Raw genomic sequence first — 19,046 nt, forward strand, 5'->3', positions numbered from 1 at the left:
GGCCCGCTCGGCGCCCCCGCCGAGTACCGATCCCGGGTGCTGTGGACGACTCGTCCACAGCGGCCGGCGCTAGCTGCGGAAGGGCAGACCCTGCAGCTCCAACCCCTCCTGCTGCCAGGCGTGGGCGTGCCGATCCAGGTCCATGGTCAGCTCGATCGAGGAGACCACGTCGTAGCCGGCCGCGTGCAGGCTGCGGATCGCCTCCACGTTCCGCGACGACGGCGAGATGGTCAGCGAGATCATGTTCCGCTTCTTGGCCTCGCCCGCGACGTGCTGCAGCAGCTTGCGGCCGACGCCCTTGTGCCGGTGGGTGACCGTGACGACGACCGGCTCCACCTCGCCGGCCCGGGCCCGCATGATCAGCCCCACCATGCCGATCACCCCGTCGTCGGCGTGGTCGGCGACCCACAGACCACTCAGATCCAGCCGGGTCAGGTACTCCTCGAAGCCCGCGCCGCCGTCATCGACGGGCTCGTCGTACATCTCGTGCTGCTGGCGGGTCAGCTCAGCCCACAGCCGCCGACCCGCGGAGTGGTCACTCGGCCGGTACGAACGCACTGCGACAGGGGCCATGCCGACATTTTGCCTCTGAATTGGGACGTCCGTCACCAGAAGCGGAAGATGACTACGTGGACCTGGCGTACCTGCGCGCGCACCCCCAGCACCTACCGACATTTCTCACTCACCAGCGGATCCGGGAGACCCCGGTACATCGTGGGGTGAGCTCCGCGTCCCGGCTGACGCTCGACGACGGGACGTCGTTGTTCGCGAAGTCGTGGCCGGGCGGGGAGGCGCCGGAGGGACTGTTCGCGGCGGAGGTCGCCGGGTCGCGGTGGCTGCGGGAGGCGGGGGCGGTGGCCGTACCGGAGATCTTCGTCGCCCTTCCGGACCTGATCGCGATGGAGTGGGTCGAACCGGGCGACGCCGGCCGTCAGGCCGCGGAGGCTTTCGGGCGCGGCCTCGCCGCGCTGCACCGCAGCGGCGCGGAGCACTTCGGGGCGCCCTGGCCGGGGTGGATCGGGCCCCTGCCGCTCGACAACACGCCGTCCGACGGGTCGTGGAGCACCTGGTTCGCCGACCGCCGACTGCTTCCCTACCTGCGGATCTCAGCGGATCGCGGTGCGCTCTCCGGCGCCGACGTCGCGGTGGTCGAGCAGGTCGTCAAGAACATCGGCCGGTACGGGGTGGAGGAGCCGCCCGCACGGATCCACGGGGACCTGTGGCCGGGGAATCTGCTGTGGGGTGCGGACGGGCGTGGTTGGCTGGTCGACCCCGCGGCGCACGGCGGTCACCGGGAGACCGACCTGGCGACGTTGTCACTGTTCGGCGGCGTCCCTCACCTGGACGTGATCCTCGGGGCCTACCGCGCGGAGTGGCCACCGGCACCGGGATGGGAGAGCCGGGTACCGCTGCACCAGTTGCACCTTCTCCTCGTGCACACCGCGGCCTTCGGGTCGGGTTTCCGCGGTGCCGTGCGCGCGGCCGCCGACGCCGTGCTGCGGAGCTGACCGGCACGCCTCCTCCCGCGTCGTTGTCCACAGGGCGATATCGCTTACGGCAACTCGCCCGCCGAGCGGCTAGATTCGATGCCGTGAGCGAGATGTGGAGAGCAACCGAGCGGGCCGGGTGGCGGCCTTGATCACGCTCGCCGATCGCTTCGGCCGCGTCGCGACCGACCTGCGGGTCTCCCTCACCGATCGCTGCAATCTGCGGTGCACCTACTGCATGCCCGCGGAGGGTCTGGCCTGGATGCCCCAGCCCGACCAGCTCACCGACGACGAGGTGATCCGGCTGGTCCGGATCGCGGTCGAGCGTCTCGGCGTCACCGAGGTCCGGTTCACCGGCGGGGAGCCACTGATCCGGCGGGGTCTGGTCGGCATCGTCGCTGAGGCGGCCCGGTTGAGTCCGCGGCCCAAGCTCTCGGTCACCACCAACGGCATCGGGTTGGACCGGCTCGCCCCGTCCCTCCGGGAGGCCGGGCTCGATCGGGTCAACGTCTCGCTCGACACTCTCGATCCCGGCCGATTCGAGGCGCTGACCCGGCGCGATCGGCATGCCGATGTGCTGCACGGCCTGCGCGCCGCGGCGGAGGCCGGGCTGACTCCCGTCAAGATCAATACGGTCCTGATGCGCGGGGTCAACGATGACGAGGCCCCGGCGCTGCTGCGGTTCGCCCTGGAGCACGGATACCAACTGCGGTTCATCGAGCAGATGCCGCTCGACGCCCAGCACCAGTGGGACCGGCACACCATGGTCACCGCCGAGGAGATCCTGACGGCGCTGGCACCCTTCGATCTACGACCTGACGTTGTTTCACGTGGAACGGCTCCGGCCGAGACCTGGCTGGTCCCCGGCTATACCGACGCGGCCGGGGAGCCGGCTCGGGTCGGCGTCATCGCCAGCGTGACCCGCCCGTTCTGCGGGGACTGTGACCGGACCAGGCTGACCGCCGACGGCCAGGTGCGGAACTGTCTGTTCGCCACCGAGGAGAGCGACCTGCGCAAGCTCCTGCGGGATGGTGCACCGGACGTTGAGATCGCTGAGGGCTGGCGAGTCGCCATGTGGGGCAAGCGCGCTGGTCACGGCATCGACGATCCGGCTTTCCTGCAGCCTGCCCGGCCCATGTCCGCTATCGGAGGCTGACCGTTGCTGACCATCCGTTACTTCGCCGGGGCCCGCGCCGCGGCGGGGGGTGTCTCGACCGAAGAGATCTCCGCCGGGTCGCTGGCGGAGCTCGTCCAGATCCTGACCGACCGGCACGGTGAGCAGCTCAGCCTGGTCCTGAAGGTGGCCAGCTTCCTGGTCGACGGGCTCACCTGCCACGACCGGCGGGCAGCCCTTCCGACGGATGCGACCGTCGACATCCTGCCGCCCTTCGCCGGGGGCTGAGTCACCGATTTTTGTCATACCCCTGCGGCAGGATCAGCCGTGGATCCGGGATGGCCGAACAGGAGACGGCCGGGTGGCCTTGTGAGAGGGCTCCAGGGGATCAGGGAGACTTGTCGGACGGGCCGCACTCGGGGAGGAGTCGCAGGTGGTGTTGGCGTTCGTGGCGGTGATCCTGCTGGTCATCGGCTTGACCTATGCCTACCTGTGGAAGCGGCTGGTGTTGGACACGCTGCGCCCCGGGCGGGCACGGCGGGTCAGCGCGGGGATCGCGGTCGTGCTCGGTCTGCTGGCGCCGGCGACGCTGTTCGGGGTGCGCAGCGGGTACCTCAAGTGGCTCGCATGGCCCGGGTACCTGTGGATCGCGCTGATGTTCTACCTGCTGGTCAGCCTGATCGCGCTGGAGATTCCGCGGCTGGCGCTGCGGCTGCTCTGGGTCGACCGGAGGCGCACCGGGAAAGCCGTCGAAACAGCGCCTGACACCGCCGACAGTGAGCCGGTGCTCGCGTCGGTCGCGGCCACGGCCGGCGGCAGCGGAGTGAGTGAGGCCGCGGACGACAGCACGCCGGAGACCGTCACCGCCGGCACCGCTGGTGAAAGTGGGGCGGCCACCGAGGATGGCGGGATCGATCGACGGTTGCTGCTCGCACGTGGGGCGGCGATCTTCGCCGGGCTCACCGCGGCGAGCGTCACCGGTTACGGCATCCGGACCGCGACCAGCGCGCCGAGAATCGACCGTGTGCGGATCCCGATCGCGAAGCTGCCACGGGCCATGGACGGCACCCGGCTCGCCGTGGTCTCCGACATCCACCTCGGCCCGCTGACCGGCATCGGGCACACCGAGCGCATCACCCGCGTGATCAACTCGGTGGACGCGGACCTGGTGTGTGTTGTCGGTGACCTTGTCGACGGCACTGTCGCGGAGTTGGGGCGGCTCGCCGAGCCGCTGCGCGGGATCGAGTCACGGAGAGGCGCCTACTTCGTGACCGGGAACCATGAGTACTACTCCGGCTTCCAGCCATGGATCGACGAGGTCGCCGAACTCGGCATGCGCCCGCTGCGCAACGAGCGGGTGGAGATCGACGGACTGGATCTGGCCGGGGTCAACGACCTGGGCGGGGAGCAGTTCGGCGATCCAGCCGATTTCCGTAGGGCTCTCGGTGACCGGGACACCAGCCGGCCGGTCGTACTGATGGCGCATCAACCGCTGGCCGCCAGGGACGCCGCGCCTTACGGCGTGGATCTGCAGGTCTCCGGGCACACCCACGGCGGCCAGATGGCGCCGTTCAACCTCCTCGTGAAGTTGCAGCAACCGGTAGTCTCCGGCCTCGGACGGGTGGACGGCGTGCCGGTTTACGTGACCAATGGCGCGGGCTTCTGGGGGCCACCGGTCCGCGTGGGGGCGCCGCCGCAGGTCACAGTGATCGAACTCCGCGTGGCGTAACTCATCAAGATCGGTAAGTGTGTTGAGCGTGGCGATTCGTGGCGGTACCGACGGCCGTGACAGGATGCGAGACGTGGAGGTCAGCCCGGAGACATACGTCGCCGACCTGCACATCCACTCGCGATATTCACGAGCTTGCAGCCGAGATCTGACCCTGCCCAACCTGGCCTGGTGGGCCCGGCGCAAGGGCATCGCGCTGCTGGGCACCGGTGACTTCACCCATCCGGCGTGGTTCGAGCACCTCAAGGAGAGCCTGGATCCGGCCGAGCCCGGCCTCTACCGGCTGAACGACGAGGATCCGGTCACCAAGCGGCTGCCCGGATCGCTGAAGGGCACCACCCCGGCCCGGTTCATGCTGAGCGTGGAGATCTCCACGATCTACAAGCGGGACGACCGCACCCGAAAGGTGCACCACCTGCTCTACGCGCCCGACTTCGAGACGGCCGGAAAGATCAACACTGCGCTGGGCCGGATCGGCAACCTGACCGCGGACGGTCGCCCGATCCTCGGGCTGGACTCCCGCGACCTGCTGGAGATCACCCTGGAAGCCGGTGGCTACCTGATCCCGGCGCACATCTGGACGCCGTGGTTCTCCGCGCTCGGCTCGAAGTCCGGCTTCGACGCGATCGCCGACTGCTACGCCGACCTCGCCGACCACATCACCGCGGTGGAGACCGGCCTCTCCTCCGACCCGGCGATGAACTGGCGGGTCTCCAGCCTCGACCGCTATCGCCTGGTCTCGAACTCGGACGCGCACTCGCCGGGCGCCCTGGCCCGCGAGGCCACCCTGTTCACCGGCGTTCCGGACTACTTCGCGGTCCGGGACGGCGTCGGCCTGGCCGGCACCCTCGAGTTCTTCCCGGAAGAGGGCAAGTACCACGCCGACGGGCACCGCGCCTGCGGCGTCAACTGGGAACCGGAACGCACCCGTGAGGCCGGCGGTCGCTGCCCCGAGTGCAGTCGTCCGCTGACCGTCGGCGTGCTGAGCCGGGTCGAGGACCTCGCCGACCGCCCGGAGGGCTTCGCCAAGGACACCCACGTCGAACACCTGATCCAGCTGCACGAGATCCTCGGCGAGATCCACGGCGTCGGCCCCAAGTCCAAGACGGTCGGGGCGCAACTCAACCACCTGGTCGCGACGCTCGGCGCGGAGCTCGACATCCTGCGGAAGGTGCCGGTCGAGGAGATCGGCAAGGCGGGCGGCGACGAGCTGCGCGAGGCCATCACCCGGCTGCGGCGCGGCGACGTGCGGCGGGTCCCGGGCTACGACGGCGAGTACGGCGTGATCACCCTCTTCGAGCCGGGCGAGCTGCGCAATCGTGCGAGCGCTCCGCAGGTGGAGACGCTCTTCGACGTACTGCCGGTGGAGAAGCCGAAGGCCCCGCTCCTTCAGGAGAAGCCGAAGCCCAAGGCGAAGGTGCTCAAGGAGAAACCGGCTCCCCCGCCGCTGGCTCCGCCGCCCAGCCCGCACGAGCCGTTCGAGCCGATGCTGGCCGGCATGGAGGAGGTCGGCACCGGTTTGCTGGACCGGCTGGACGCCATGCAACGAGTGGCCGCGTCCGCGCCGGGCGGACCGCTGCTGATCGTGGCGGGCCCGGGCACCGGCAAGACCCGGACGCTCACCCACCGGATCGCGTACCTCTGCGCCGAGTTGGGCGTCTTCCCGGAACGTTGTCTGGCGATCACGTTCACCCGGCGGGCCGCGGCCGAGCTGCGCGAACGGTTGGAGAGCCTGCTCGGCGACGTGGCCGAGGACGTCACCGTGGGCACGTTCCACTCGCTGGGCCTGACCATCGTGAAGGAGAACGCCAAGGCGGCCGGGCTCAGCGTCGGCTGGCGGATCGCCGAGGAGGCGGAGCGCAAGCAGGCCCGGGACGAGGCCGGCGACGACGACGCGGCCTACCGGAAGCTGCTGCGCCAGCAGGATCTGATCGACCTGGACGACCTGATCAGCGTGCCGGTCACGCTGCTGCGGGAGGATCCGGCGCTCGTCGAGAAGTACCGCAGGCGCTGGCAGTGGATCTTCGTCGACGAGTACCAGGACGTCGACGAGCTCCAGTACGAGTTGCTGCGCCTGCTCTCCCCGGCGGACGGCAACCTGTGCGCGATCGGCGACCCGGACCAGGCCATCTATTCGTTCCGTGGCGCCGACGTGCGCTACTTCCTCCGCTTCAACCAGGACTTCGTGGACGCCCGCCTGGTCCGGCTGACCCGCAACTACCGCTCGTCGGCGCCGATCCTGGCCGCCGCGGTGCAGGCCATCGCGCCGTCGTCGCTGGTCAGCGGTCGCCGGCTGGACCCGGCGCGGCTGGACCCGGAGGCCTCGCTGGTCGGCCGCTACCCGGCACGCAGCGTCGCGGACGAGGCCGATTTCGTGGTCCGCACGATCGACGAGCTGGTCGGCGGCCTCTCGCACCGGTCGCTCGACTCGGGCCGGGTGGACTCCCGCTCCGCCACCGCCGGTTCGCTGTCGTTCTCCGACATCGCGGTGCTCTACCGCACCGACGCGCAGTCCGGCCCGATTCTCGAAGCCCTGTCGCGGGCCGGTGTGCCGGTGCAGAAGCGCTCGCACAATCGGCTGCGGGACCGTCCCGGTGTCGAGGTGATCGCCCGCGAGCTGCGGCACGCCGACGGCCAGGGTGCGACGCTCGCCGCCCGGGTCCGGCTGGCCGCGCAGTCCCTGGCCCAGCGGTACGCGGCGCCGACTCTGGACGGTGGCCAGCTCGCGCCGGAGGACATCTGGACGGCGGCCGACCTGCTCACCCCGCTGGCCCAGCGGGTCGGGGACGACCTGCCGCAGTTCCTGCAGCAGTTGGAGACGGGCGCCGAGGTGGACGCGCTGGACCCGCGCGCCGAGGCGGTGAACCTGCTGACCCTGCACGCGGCCAAGGGTCTGGAGTTCCCGGTCGTGTTCCTGGTCGGCTGTGAGGACGGGCTGTTGCCGCTGCGCTGGCCCGGTTCGACACCGTCCGAGGAGGAGGTCGCCGAGGAGCGGCGGCTCTTCTTCGTCGGGCTGACCCGGGCGCAGGACCGGCTCTACGTGAGCCATGCGGGGAAGCGGTCGCGGCACGGCAGCGAGCGGGAGCAGCAGCCGACGCCGTTCCTGGACGTGATCGACTCCGGGTTGTTCGAGCGGCTGGGCGAAACCACGCCGGCCAGGCCGAAGGACCGGCAGCTCAGGCTGCTGTGACGAGGGCTGCCCCGGCGAGACCGGCCAGGGCGCCCAGCAGCAGCGCCGGGCCGAACGGGAAGACCCTGCGGCGCCGGGTGGCCAGGAGGAAGACGGCCACCCCGGCGCCGATCACGTGCGCCGCGACGAACCCGGCGGCCACCGCCGGCCACCCGCCCGCGAGCCCGAGCAGCAGGGCCAGCACAGCGCCGAGCTTGACGTCGCCGAGCCCGAGTCCGCGCCCGGGAAGCAACGCGATCAGCAGATAACCGGCCCCGACCAGTACGGCCGCGAGCACCGCCGAGCCGATCCGCTGCGGCGCGAGCAGGGCCAGCGGGATCCCGGCGCCGAACGCCAACGCCGCGACCAGCGGGTCCGGCAGCCGCAGTTCGCGCAGATCGACCAGCGCGAGCAGGACGGCCGCCGTGCCCCCGAACACGCCCGCCAGGGCCATGAGTAGTGACGACACGACCCGGAAAGGTAACGGCCGCGGCGAGCACCCGCAGGTCGGGTTGTGGACAGCGGGACGAGGCGGGCCGGTGGGAGCGGCGCACGCTACCGTGACATGCGGCATTCAAGCCGAGGAGGATCCCACCGATGTCGCACACCGGCCCGTACTCCGGCCAGCCCTGGTCCGGCGGGCGGCCCGAGGAGCCGTACGCGGAGCCCTCCGATCCGTGGGGGGAGAGCCGGAGCGGCCCGGCCTGGGAGGAAATCCCGCAGGTCTCGTCCTGGCCGGAGAGGTTCCAGCCGACACCGACACCACCGCCGAAGGCATCGAGCCGGCGCGGGTTCACGATCGCCGCCCTGATCGCGGTGCTCAGCGTGGTGGTCGGCGGTGGCTTGGCGACCACGGTCTGGTTCCTGCTCGCCCGCAAGAACGGGGCGGAGACGCCGTCCGCCTCCGCCTCCACCGCGGGGAACGTGCCACGCCCGCAGACCAGTTCCGACGCGCGGTTCGCCGCCAAGGGGCAGTGCGTCCGGAACGAGGGCACGAACACCCAGCCGGATCTGCGCATCGTGGCGTGCGCGGCGAACACCTTCGAGGTGCTGAGGCGGTTCGACGGCCGCGCTACGGGCGAGCGGGACGCCGTGGCGAAATGCGGCAAGGTGCCGGGTTATACCAAGTGGTACTACTACGACACCGAATATGACGACGTGGACTACGTGCTCTGCCTTCGGGAGTACCAGTCCGAGTGACTATGGAGCGCTCTAGCCAAATCTAGCCATAATGCTAGACAGCTTTAGAGCGACATATCGAGCCGACTCTAGCGTTCGTCCTAGATGGCCCGATACGGTGCTACGTCATGGATCCGGTACGGAACCCGTATGCTCCCGGCGCCGGCCAACGCCCACCCGAGCTGGCCGGGCGCAGCCGCGAACTGGACGCCTTCGACGTAGTCCTGGAACGCGTCGCCCGTGGCCGCCCGGAACGCAGCCTGGTCCTCACCGGCCTGCGCGGCGTCGGTAAGACGGTGCTCCTCAACACCCTGCGCTCGGCGGCGATCGGCCGCCTCTGGGGCACCGGCAAGATCGAGGCCAGGCCGGACCAGTCGCTGCGCCGCCCGGTCTCCGGCGCACTGCACATGGCGATCCGGGAGCTGGCCCCGCACCACCGCGACCCGGAGCGGGTGGACGAGGTGCTCGGCGTGCTCAAGGCGTTCGCGCTGCGGGCCAACGACGCCAACGCGCGGCTGCGGGACCGCTGGACCCCGGGCATCGACGTGCCACCCGCCCGTGGCCGCGCCGACTCCGGCGACATCGAGATCGACCTGGTCGAGCTCTTCACCGACGCCGCCTCGCTGGCGACCGACGTCGGCACCGGGATCGCCCTGTTCATCGACGAGATGCAGGATCTGAGCAGCACCGACGTGTCCGCGCTCTGCGCCGCCTGCCATGAGCTGTCCCAGCTCGGCGCGCCGTTGATCGTGGTCGGCGCGGGACTGCCGCACCTGCCCGCGGTGCTCTCCGCCGCCAAGTCGTACTCCGAGCGGCTCTTCCGCTACCAGCGGATCGACCGTCTCGACCGGGACGCGGCCGATCTGGCGCTCGGGGTGCCGGCCGAGCGGGAGGGCGTGGACTACGACCAGGAGGCGCTCGACCTGCTCTACGAGAAGTCGGGGGGATATCCGTACTTCGTGCAGGCGTACGGGAAGGCGACCTGGGATCACGCGCCGCAGTCACCGATCACCGTGGACGACGTGGCGGTGGCCGCGCCGGAGGCGGAGAGCGAGCTGGCGGTCGGCTTCTTCGGCTCCCGGTTCGAGCGGGCCACCCCGGCCGAACGGGAGTACATGCGAGCGATGGCGGCGCTCTCCAGCGATCCCGGCAACGACATGGACGCCGCCGTGCCGACCTCGGACATCGCCACGTCGCTGGGGCGCAAGCCGGCCAGCCTCTCGCCGGCCCGGGACGCCCTGATCAAGAAGGGACTCATCTACTCCGGCGAGCGCGGCACGGTCGCGTTCACCGTTCCGCACTTCGGCAGGTACCTGCGAACGCAGCCGGTGTGATTGCCCGGGGCGGGGTATAACGAAATTCATGAAGCCCGTCCGCACCGCTGCCCGAGCCATGCTCGCCTCGATCTTCGTGATCAGTGGGATCCGCGTGCTGATCAATCCCGGTGAGAGCCGTATCCAGGCCGCCCGCCGGGTCACCGACCGCTTCGCCCCGCTCCTGGAGAAGGCCGACCCGCGCCTGCCCACCGATCCGGCGACCCTGGTCCGGCTGAAGGCCGGGAGCGATCTGATCGCCGGGCTGGCCCTCGCGACCGGACATCTCACCCGCCCGGCCGCCGCGGTGCTGGCCGCCGGACTGGTCCCGACCACGCTCGCCGGCCACCCGTTCTGGACCATGGCCAAGGAGGAGCGCGCGAGCGAGCAGATCCACTTCCTGAAGAACCTCGGCCTGCTCGGCGGCCTCCTGCTGGCCGCGGTCGACACCGAGGGCCAGCCGGGGCTGCGCTACCGCACCACGCACGCGGTGGACCGGGGCCAGCGGTCGCTGAGCCACGCGGTCGGCCGGTCGCAGCGGGAGGTGCGGCGTGCCGTGCGCACCGCGAAGCGGGAGGCGAAGATCGCCGCGCTCTCCGCGAGTGCCGCCCGAAGGCTGCCGGGATGAGTCGACGCACGCACTGTGCGCAGCCGTAATGCACTAATTGTCCCGATAACAACCTTACAGCGGCCTTTGCGTTAAAGCGGACGAGGGGCCGCACGGACGGTCTGCGCTCTCTAAGCTCGCTTCCGCCGGCAACAGACCTGCCACAGCACCCGTGCTGACGGCAGGCCGTGCCGTGCCCGGAGGACGAGACGGGGGTCGCGCCATGCCGGTCATTCACAGACGCGCGCTTCGCGCTGCGCAAACCAGGTCCACGTTGGTCGCGCTCGGCGCTCTGGGCACCCTTGCGCTGATCTCCATCGCCCTTTCGCGGTACGGCTTGAGCACCCTCGCCGTGACCCAAGCGGCCGTGCGCGACTGGCTCGGCGGGGCGGAGCTGTATTCGTACCGGGAACCGGTGACGCAGACCGGCGCCGCCCTGCCTCCCGCCCTCGCCATCCTCCTCACGCCCCTCGTCCTGCTGCCGCTGAAAGCGGCCGGCTGGCTGCTCGCCCTCGCCGGCGTCGCGGCCCTGCTGCTCTCCACGGTGGTGCTGGCCGGCCCGATCGCCCGGCGATACGGTCGCCGCCGTACCCCGCTGGTCCTCACCGTCGCCACGCTCGCCCTGCTCACCGAACCGGTCCGGGCCACGCTCGGCGAGGGCGACCCCGACCTGCTGCTGTTCGGCCTGGTCGTGGCCGACCTGGTAGCGCTGCGCCGGGCCCGCCGGGCCATCTGGTGGCACACCGATCAACCCGCCCCGCTCCGGGACCGGCTACGCCAGATCTGGTCGGACGGCTCCTGGGCCGGCATCGGCACCGGCCTCGCCGTCGCCTTCGCGGTGACGCCGGTGTTCTTCCTGGCCGGGCTCTTCGTGCTACGCCAGCGCCGGGCCGCCCGGACCGCCCTGACCACCGCCGTCACCGCGACGCTCGCCGGGCTGGTGTTCGCCCCACGCGAGACGCTGACCTGGTTCGGCGACACGCTCTGGGAACCGAACCGGAGCGAATCGCTCAGCACCGCCGGCAATCAGGCGCTCGCGGGTGTCCTGGCCCGGCTCTACGGCTTCCCGGCACCGCCCGTACTGGTCTGGCTCTCGTTCGGGGTCCTGCTGCTGGCGGTCGGACTGATCCGGGCCCGATCCGCGAACGCCGCCGGCGACGAGGTCGCGGCGTTCACCCTGATCGGCCTCGCCGCCGCGGCCTTCGGCCCGATGACCACACCGGCCGAGGCGATCTGGCTGGTCCCGGCCTTGCTGGTGCTCGCCGACGGCGCGCTGCGCCGCCGGGCTCACGCCCGCCGTTCCCGTTCGGACCGGTTCACCGAGAAGCTCACCGGAGGCACAGCCCTTCTCGGGTACGTCCTGCTGGCCGCCGCCCCGACCGCCCTACTCGCCTGGGACGGGTATGCCTTCGCCCTGATCCTGCTGGTCAGCGTGCTCCCCTGGCGTCCCGCGCCGCAGACGGTCGAGGAGCTCCGTCCTCGCCCGCGGACCGCCGCCATCCCGGTGCCCCGCGGCTCCGGTCGCTGACCCCGTCAGGGGCAGTTCACCCACTCCTCCTGGCCGTCGGTGAAGACCTGACGCTTCCAGATCGGAAGGCGGGCCTTGGCCTCGTCGACCAGGCGGGCGCAGGCCTCGAACGCCGCCGCCCGGTGAGCCGTGCTGACCGAGGCGACCAGGGCGACATCGCCGATCCGCAGCGTGCCGACGCGGTGCGAGACGGCGACCGCGTAGACCGCGGGATCGGCGGCGATCTCCTCGGCCACCTCCCGCAGCACCTTGGCCGCGGACGGATGGCCTTCGTACTCGAGCAGGGTGACACCGCGGCCGTGATCGTGGTCGCGGACGACACCCTGGAAGGAGACGACCGCGCCGGCTCGCCGGTCGGCCACCGCGGCCTCGTGCGCGGCCAGGTCCAGTGGTGCGTCCAGCACCTCGGCGACGGCGACCACGCCGGTGCGGGAACCTTCTTCGCTGGTCATGGACGCTCCCCGGAGAGCAATGGAAGGGGCAGGAAGGGCACCGTGTCGCCGGCCGCGACCTCGGCACCGGGCCGGACGACCACGAAGCCGTGGGCGTTGGCCAGGCCACGCAGCATCGCCGAGCCGACATGGCCGACCGGTGTCGCGACCCGGCCGGTGGGATCCAGGGCGGCCAGGGCCAGATGCGTGTCGCGACCCCGGCCGGGCACCGGCGTGGCCGCCTCGACCAGCGGCTGCTCCGCGCGGAACGGGCGGCCGGAAAGCCCGGCGAGCAGCGGCGCCACGAGGCTGACCAGGGCGATCACCGCGGACTGCGGGTTGCCGGGCAGGCCGGCCAGGAAACGTGGCCGGCCGTCCGGGTGCGGCACCCGGGCCAGGAGCATCGGGAAGCCGGGACGGACGCCAACCGTGTTGACGATGTACTCCGCGCCCAGCTCGGCCAGCGACGGGTGCAGGTGGTCGACCGGGCCGTGCATGGTGCCGCCGGTCGTACAGACCAGGTCAGCGGTATCCAGCGCGGCACGGATCGCGTCCACGTGCGCGTCCAGAGTGTCCTTGACCGGGCCGGTGACCGAGGTGACCGTGCCGCCGCAGCGGCGCAGCCAGGACGGAACCTGCGGGCCGAGGGAGTCACGGACCCGGCCGGCGCCGGGCGGGCCGGAGGTGAGCAGCTCGTCACCGAAGACGAGCAGGGCGACGCGCGGCGCCGGACGTACGGTCAGGAACTCATGACCGCAGGTGGCCGCGACGCCGATGACCGCCGGGTCGACGGCGGTGCCGGCCGGCAACAGCTCCTCGCCGAGCTCCGCCTCCTCGCCCGGCAGGCGCCACTCGGGGGCCGGCCGGGGGACACCGGTGACCCGGCCGTCCGCTCCGGTGGCCGACGCCTCGATCCGGATCAGCGCGGCCGCACCGTCGGGCACCATGGCGCCGGTGGCGATCTCGACACAGGTGCCGTCCTCGGTGAGCGGGGGCGGCGTGCCGCCGGCCAGCACCCGGCCCACGGGCCGCCACGGGCCCTCGCCGCGGACCGCCCAGCCGTCGATGCTCGAGGTCGGGAACGCCGGCAGCGCGGTCAGGGCGCGCAACGGCTCGGCGAGAGTGCGGCCGTCGCCCTCCGCCAGGGGGATCCGCTCGGTGCCGGCCGAGGCGGCGAGACCGGCCTGATAGGCCAGCTCGCGGGCTCTGTCCCAGCCGACCGGGGTGTTCTCGTCAGCGCTCACCGGTCGAGCCTAATGGTCGCCCCCGCGGATCTGGTCGATCGTGTGGGCGAGGAGCGGGCCGAGCACGGCGAGGCCGTCCTTGGCGCCGCCGGTCGAGCCGGGCAGGTTCACGATCAGCGTGCGACCGGCCACCCCGGCTAGGCCACGGGAGAGGGCAGCGGCCGCCACCTTGTCGCGGCTGTGGGCGCGGATCGCCTCGGCGATTCCGGGGATCTCGAAATCGAGCAGCCCACGGGTCGCCTCCGGGGTCCGGTCGGTCGGGGTGACACCGGTTCCCCCACTGGTCAGGACCACGTCCACGCCGTCGGCGAGCGCGGTGCGGAGCGCCTCGGCGACCGGCTCGCCGTCCGGGACCACGACGGGTCCGTCCACTTCGCACCCCAGGTCGCGGAGGCCGGCCACGAGACGGGGGCCGCTGGTGTCGGCGTAGACGCCGGCCGCCGCCCGGTTCGACGCGACGATCACTCGGGCGCGGATCGTCACGGACGGTCCTCCGGTCGTACCCAATCGCCGGTCTTTCCGCCCTCTTTCCGCAGCACCCGGACCCTTTCCAGGCTCGCCGCCGGATCCACCGCCTTGATCATGTCGATCATCGCGAGGCCCGCCGTCGCCACCGCGGTGAGCGCCTCCATCTCGACGCCGGTGCGGTCCGCGGTCTTGGTGATCGCGGTGATCTCCACCGCGTCCGGGCCCAGCACCAACTCGACCTTGACCCCGTGCAGCCCGATCGGGTGGCAGAGCGGAATCAGGTCGGGTGTGCGCTTGGCGCCCATGATCCCGGCGAGCCGGGCGACCGCCAGGGCGTCACCCTTCGGCAGGTTGTCACCCCGGAGAAGCTCGATCACCTCGGGCGTGGTGTGGACCGTGCCCGCCGCGACGGCGCGGCGGTCGCTCACCGCTTTGGCGGACACGTCGACCATCCGGGCGGCGCCGGTCTCGTCGACATGCGTCAGATGCGTTTCCTGGGGCATACCGGGAGCTTATAGAGCTATCGGGGAGACCGTGTTCGCATCCGAGCCCGATCGGCTTCACACTTTGTCCACACCGGCTCAGTAGGTTCCGAGCACTGGCCACGGCCACCGTGATGACAATGAAATTGCATTCGGGCAACACATTCCCATTGCATTCGGTTGCCATTCGGAGACTATCCGTAACCGCGTTCCAGGCTCTTTCCGCATTATGCTCATAACGACACGATCCGCTGGAAAACGGAATCCTCGCAGCCTAACGTTCTGCCCTGTCGCGACAAGACCCCTTCAAACGTCGTTAGTGGACGTGAACGTGTCAGACCGGCGGAGGCCGAACGGATCCCGCCTTTGATGCACCGACCGATGAGGAGAAGTGCCATGCGCGGCAGCACCGACTGGAGCTGAAAAAGACGGGGATGCGCGAAACGGCGCATTTGAATAGCCTTGAACCCTGAGCTACGGCTCAGTTGCGTTCGGCGACGAGGACACCATGTCTGAGACCGGCATCAACGACGACGCGACCGATCGACGGCTTCGGCTGCTCATCGGTCTCGTCGTCGTGCTGGGGCTGAGCGTCTCCTCGATCTGGACGCTGTACGCGGTCCGTGATCCCCAGCCGCCGCCTCCGTTGACCCTGCTGGCGGTGCTCTGCGCCACGGTGATCGTCGCCCAGCGATGGCGGGTCTCGGTCCGGATCAAGTCCAGTCTCCTGGGCAGCGCCTGGGGCGAGGTTCCGGTGCTCGTCGGCCTGGCTCTGCTGCCGGCCCCGTGGGTGCTGCTGTGCGCCGTGACCGGCCAGGGCCTACTGAAGATCGCCACCCGTTCCGGCGTACGGAAGACCGCGTTCGCGATGGCCAAGGAGGCCCTCACGGTCAGCGCCGCGGCGGCCGTCATCCTCGCCTTCGGGATCCATCCCGACCTGGAGAACCCCGACCTGCCGGTGCGCGTGCTCGTCGCCGCCCTGGCCGCTTTCGCCGTGACCGACCAGTTGGTCTTCCTGCCGATCGTGGCGACCGACACGGGCAGCAGCATCGGCCAGGCCGCCCGGCAGAACTGGACCGGCACGGTCATCGGCCACCTCGGCCAGCTCCTCGCCTGCCTGATCGCGCTCTGGGTGCTCGCCACCCACGCGAACGTGCTGCTCCTGCTGGTGGTCCCGCTCGTTGTGGCTTGCATGCACCTCTGGCAGTCGCGCACCACCCGGACGAGGCAGGAGCGCGAGGCGTGGCAACGACTGGCCAAGGCCACCGACGAGCTCAACGCGGTCGACCTCACCCAGGTCCTGCACTCCGCGACCACTCGCGCGGCACAGATCTTCTCCGCCGCCGAGGCCGCGATCGACCTCACCGCCGGCGGCGCGGACCGGACGGTGCGCGCCGATGGCCAGCACGTGCTCTCCGACAGCCCGCTCGCCGGTGAACCGGCTCTGCCCGGGGAGACCACGGTGGACCTGGTCGCGCACGACGGCGGGGTGCGGGTCGGCGTGCTGCGACTGCGCTTCGGCGGGACGGTCCGGCTCACCGAGGTGGAGCAGTACAAACTGCGTACCTTCGCCTCGGCCGTCTGCACCGCGATCCGCAACGCGCAGGCGTACGCCGAACTCGCCCGGATCGCCGCGGAGAACGCGCACGCCGCCACCCACGACCCGCTCACCGGCCTGCCCAACCGCCGCCAGCTGTACGACCAGGCCGCTCGCCTCTTCACCGACACCGGTCAAAACGGCCTGTCCGCCCTGCTGCTCATCGACCTGAACCACTTCAAAGAGGTGAACGACACGCTCGGGCACGCGGCCGGCGACGACGTCCTGCGCGAGGTGGCCCGCCGGCTGAGCGAGTCGGCCGAGCCCGGTGACCTGGTCGCCCGGCTCGGCGGTGACGAGTTCGCGGTGCTGCTCACCGGTCTGCCCACCCCCGCCCTCGCCAGCCATCGGGCCGCCGCGATGCTCGGCGCGCTGGAGCCCGGCATCGATGTCGAAGGCATGCGGATCACCGTCGAGGCGGCCGGCGGCATCGCGCTGGCCGCCGGCACGGGCGGTGTCGAGGAGCTGATGCGGCGCGCCGACATCGCCATGTACCAGGCGAAACGCGCCGGCGAACCGACCACGATCTACGCGCACGCCCGGGACACCGCGGATGTCGAGCGGCTGATCCTCACCGGCGAGCTGCGCCGGGCGGTCAGCGAGCACGAGTTCACCGTGGACTTTCAGCCGATCGTCGACCTCGGCAGCGGCGAGGTGCTCTCGGCCGAGGCGCTCGCCCGGTGGAAGCACCCGGGCCAGGGCGATCTCACCCCGGTCCAGCTCCTGGAGGCGGTGGAACGCTCCGGGCAACTGCCGGCCTTCGCCGACGCGGTGCTGGAGCAGTCGCTGCTGGCCATGCAGACCTGGCGGGAGGCGGGCTTCGACCTGCCGGTGGCGGTCAACGTGTCGCCCCGCAGCCTGCTCGACCCGAACTTCCCGGGCACCGTGCTGGCCCGGCTGGAGCGGCACGGCGTGTCACCCGGACAGCTGGTTCTGGAGCTCGCCGAGACGCTCACCATCAGCCAGATCGACGTGGTCGAGCGCACCCTGGCCGAGCTGCGCAACGCCGGCGTCCGGCTGGCCGTCGACGACTTCGGGACCGGGGTCTCCTCGCTCTCCGTGCTCTCCCGCATCCCGGTGCACGAACTCAAGATCGATCGCGAGTTCGTGGCCACGGTCGAGACCTCGGCGGAGGCTGCCGCGGTCATCCGGACCACGGTTGACCTGGCACGCAACCTGCATCTGACGGTGGTGGCCGAGGGGGTGGAGAGCGAGCCGCAGCGGCGTGCGCTCTGGGAGCTGGGCTGCCTGGCCGGTCAGGGGCGCCTCTTCGCGCGGCCGCTCTCGGCGGCACGGTTCCTCGGCACGCTGCAGCGCGGTTCCGCGGGACGACCTGGAGTCCTGGCATCGCCGCTGCACGACGCCGGCGCCGTGGTGCGGATGCCGGTGCGACGACCGGCCGGAACGCAAAGATCGTCTCTGCCACACTTGCCGGCGTGACGAAACCCGTCGGCGGACTGCTCGGGCGCATCGACCGGGCGGCCGGTGGACTCGCGGCCGATCTCGGGCTGTATCTGATCTCCGCAGTGTTCGCGCTGGTCACGGCGTTGACCTCGACCCTGTTGCCGCATCGGGCCTGGGGGTCGATCGCCGCCTGGGGATATCTCGCGGCCACCCTCCTGGTCCTCACCCAGCTTCTGCTGCGACGTGGTCCGCTCGCCACGGACCGGTTCCGGGCCGGGCTCGCCTGGCTGACCTGGGCCGCCGTGGCACTGCTCCCGCTAGTCGTCGAGGCGGTGCAGCGGGCCGGTGGTCGCACCGATCGCGCCCAGGAGGAGGTCCTGGTCGTCGAGGCGATGGGGAAGTCGTTGCTGGAGCACGGCACGCCGTATCTGAGCCGAGCCGACATCGCCGCATTGCCGATCGACGAGCAACTGATGGGCTACCGCCCGTACCAGCCCGGCATGGCGATCTTCGGGCTGCCGCGGGCGCTGGCCGGTGACCACTGGTGGACCGACGCCCGGATCTGGTTCGCGATCACCGCGGTGGCCACGCTGAGCATCGCGGTTGCGATTCTGCGTCCTTCCCACCCCTTTCCGGTACGGGCGATCCAGGCCGCCACCGTCCTTCCCGTGACCGCGTTGACCCTGGCCACGGGTGGTGACGACATCCCGGTGCTGACGCTCTGCCTGCTCGCCCTGGCCCTCGCCGCCACCGACCGGTTCGGCTGGGCCGGCGTGGCGGCGGGAGTCGCCGCGGCCGCGAAGCTCTTCGCCTTCCCGGTCGTCGCCGTGCTCGCCGTCCTCGCGCTGGTCGCCGGGCGGGGCCGCCGGATGCTGCCGTTCGCCGTCGGTCTGCCGGTCCTCGCACTGGTCCCGCCGCTGCTGGTGAACGCCGACTCGCTGGTCGAGAACGTGCTGCGGTTCCCGCTCGGGCACGGCCTGGTCACCAGTCCGGCGCAGTCCCCGTTCCCCGGCTACCTGATCGCCCAGAACCTGCCGGGCGGCCGCATCCTGGCAGCTGCCCTGCTGGTCGGTGCGGCCTTGGCGATCGGCTGGCAGCTGCTGCGCCGGCCGCCCCGGGATGCCGGGACGGCGGCGCTGTTCTGCGGGTGGGGGCTGCTCGCCGCGATCCTGCTGATGCCCACCACCCGGTTCGGGTACCTGCTCTATCCGGTGGCCTTCCTGCTGTGGATTCCGGCATTGCGGCCAGCAGTCGCTCAGCAGACACACAGGTTCTTCCGCCCCACGGCATGACA

17 protein-coding genes are annotated in these 19,046 nt (G+C 71.2%); 11 read left to right on the plus strand and 6 right to left on the minus strand.

The window, feature by feature from the left end; translation table 11 throughout:
* Positions 1-69 precede the first annotated feature (69 nt).
* Positions 70-573: a GNAT family N-acetyltransferase gene (locus tag CHC09_RS22840; RefSeq protein ID WP_089295206.1), complete on the minus strand. Its 504-nt coding sequence runs from the start codon at positions 571-573 to the stop codon at positions 70-72.
* A 56-nt stretch (positions 574-629) separates the two neighbouring features.
* On the opposite strand from CHC09_RS22840, the gene CHC09_RS22845 reads away from it, so the two are divergent.
* From CHC09_RS22845 to CHC09_RS22865, 5 genes are all read left to right on the plus strand, one after another.
* The gene (locus tag CHC09_RS22845; protein ID WP_089295207.1) at positions 630-1,508 is read left to right on the plus strand and encodes a fructosamine kinase family protein; all 879 of its coding nucleotides are present in this window, start codon (positions 630-632) and stop codon (positions 1,506-1,508) included.
* Positions 1,509-1,635: 127 nt separating this feature from the next.
* Positions 1,636-2,643, plus strand: coding sequence for a GTP 3',8-cyclase MoaA (gene moaA / locus CHC09_RS22850; RefSeq protein ID WP_373871932.1), 1,008 nt, complete (start codon positions 1,636-1,638; stop codon positions 2,641-2,643).
* A 3-nt stretch (positions 2,644-2,646) separates the two neighbouring features.
* Positions 2,647-2,889 (plus strand): MoaD/ThiS family protein, encoded by a 243-nt coding sequence (locus tag CHC09_RS22855; RefSeq protein ID WP_089295208.1) that lies wholly within the window; start codon positions 2,647-2,649, stop codon positions 2,887-2,889.
* A gap of 148 nt (positions 2,890-3,037) precedes the next feature.
* Positions 3,038-4,330, plus strand: a complete 1,293-nt coding sequence (locus CHC09_RS22860) for a metallophosphoesterase (protein WP_239138423.1) — start codon at positions 3,038-3,040, stop codon at positions 4,328-4,330.
* A gap of 64 nt (positions 4,331-4,394) precedes the next feature.
* A complete protein-coding gene (locus CHC09_RS22865; RefSeq protein WP_089295209.1) occupies positions 4,395-7,520 on the plus strand; it encodes a UvrD-helicase domain-containing protein in 3,126 nt (1,041 codons plus the stop codon).
* Here CHC09_RS22865 and CHC09_RS22870 read toward each other — a convergent pair.
* On the minus strand, positions 7,507-7,968 hold the full coding sequence (locus tag CHC09_RS22870; RefSeq protein ID WP_239138396.1) for a prepilin peptidase: 462 nt from the start codon (positions 7,966-7,968) through the stop codon (positions 7,507-7,509). The two genes, CHC09_RS22865 and CHC09_RS22870, sit on opposite strands and share 14 nt — an antisense overlap.
* 128 nt (positions 7,969-8,096) lie before the next feature.
* On the opposite strand from CHC09_RS22870, the gene CHC09_RS22875 reads away from it, so the two are divergent.
* The 4 genes from CHC09_RS22875 to CHC09_RS22890 all read left to right on the plus strand — a co-directional run bounded on the left by CHC09_RS22875 (position 8,097) and on the right by CHC09_RS22890 (position 12,126).
* Positions 8,097-8,699 carry an LppU/SCO3897 family protein gene (locus CHC09_RS22875; protein WP_089295211.1) on the plus strand — a complete coding sequence of 201 codons (603 nt, stop codon included), beginning with the start codon at positions 8,097-8,099 and terminating at the stop codon, positions 8,697-8,699.
* Positions 8,700-8,806: 107 nt separating this feature from the next.
* Positions 8,807-10,012, plus strand: coding sequence for an ATP-binding protein (locus tag CHC09_RS22880; RefSeq protein ID WP_089295212.1), 1,206 nt, complete (start codon positions 8,807-8,809; stop codon positions 10,010-10,012).
* A 28-nt stretch (positions 10,013-10,040) separates the two neighbouring features.
* Positions 10,041-10,619, plus strand: coding sequence for a DoxX family membrane protein (locus CHC09_RS22885; RefSeq protein ID WP_089295213.1), 579 nt, complete (start codon positions 10,041-10,043; stop codon positions 10,617-10,619).
* Positions 10,620-10,950: 331 nt separating this feature from the next.
* A complete protein-coding gene (locus tag CHC09_RS22890) occupies positions 10,951-12,126 on the plus strand; it encodes a glycosyltransferase family 87 protein (RefSeq protein WP_239138395.1) in 1,176 nt (391 codons plus the stop codon).
* A gap of 5 nt (positions 12,127-12,131) precedes the next feature.
* Here the strand turns inward: CHC09_RS22890 and CHC09_RS22895 are convergent, their stop codons facing one another.
* From CHC09_RS22895 to moaC, 4 genes are read right to left on the minus strand one after another with little or no spacing between them, the layout of a single operon-like run.
* The gene (locus CHC09_RS22895; protein ID WP_089295215.1) at positions 12,132-12,578 is read right to left on the minus strand and encodes a molybdenum cofactor biosynthesis protein MoaE; all 447 of its coding nucleotides are present in this window, start codon (positions 12,576-12,578) and stop codon (positions 12,132-12,134) included.
* Positions 12,575-13,801 (minus strand): molybdopterin molybdotransferase MoeA, encoded by a 1,227-nt coding sequence (locus tag CHC09_RS22900; RefSeq protein WP_089295216.1) that lies wholly within the window; start codon positions 13,799-13,801, stop codon positions 12,575-12,577. The genes CHC09_RS22895 and CHC09_RS22900 overlap by 4 nt, the downstream gene beginning before the upstream one ends.
* Before the next feature lie 9 nt (positions 13,802-13,810).
* Positions 13,811-14,308, minus strand: coding sequence for a MogA/MoaB family molybdenum cofactor biosynthesis protein (locus CHC09_RS22905; protein ID WP_179277234.1), 498 nt, complete (start codon positions 14,306-14,308; stop codon positions 13,811-13,813).
* Positions 14,281-14,772, minus strand: a complete 492-nt coding sequence (moaC, locus tag CHC09_RS22910; protein WP_089295218.1) for a cyclic pyranopterin monophosphate synthase MoaC — start codon at positions 14,770-14,772, stop codon at positions 14,281-14,283. The genes CHC09_RS22905 and moaC overlap by 28 nt, the downstream gene beginning before the upstream one ends.
* A gap of 487 nt (positions 14,773-15,259) precedes the next feature.
* Between moaC and CHC09_RS22915 the strand changes: the two genes are divergently transcribed.
* Both CHC09_RS22915 and CHC09_RS22920 read left to right on the plus strand, forming a co-directional pair.
* Positions 15,260-17,788 (plus strand): putative bifunctional diguanylate cyclase/phosphodiesterase, encoded by a 2,529-nt coding sequence (locus tag CHC09_RS22915; RefSeq protein ID WP_089295219.1) that lies wholly within the window; start codon positions 15,260-15,262, stop codon positions 17,786-17,788.
* Complete coding sequence (locus CHC09_RS22920; RefSeq protein ID WP_239138394.1) at positions 17,785-19,044, plus strand: glycosyltransferase 87 family protein; 1,260 nt, start codon at positions 17,785-17,787, stop codon at positions 19,042-19,044. Before CHC09_RS22915 ends, CHC09_RS22920 begins: the two co-directional genes overlap by 4 nt.
* Positions 19,045-19,046 lie beyond the last annotated feature (2 nt).

Source organism: Actinoplanes regularis (genome assembly GCF_900188005.1).
Lineage (GTDB): Bacteria > Actinomycetota > Actinomycetes > Mycobacteriales > Micromonosporaceae > Actinoplanes > Actinoplanes regularis.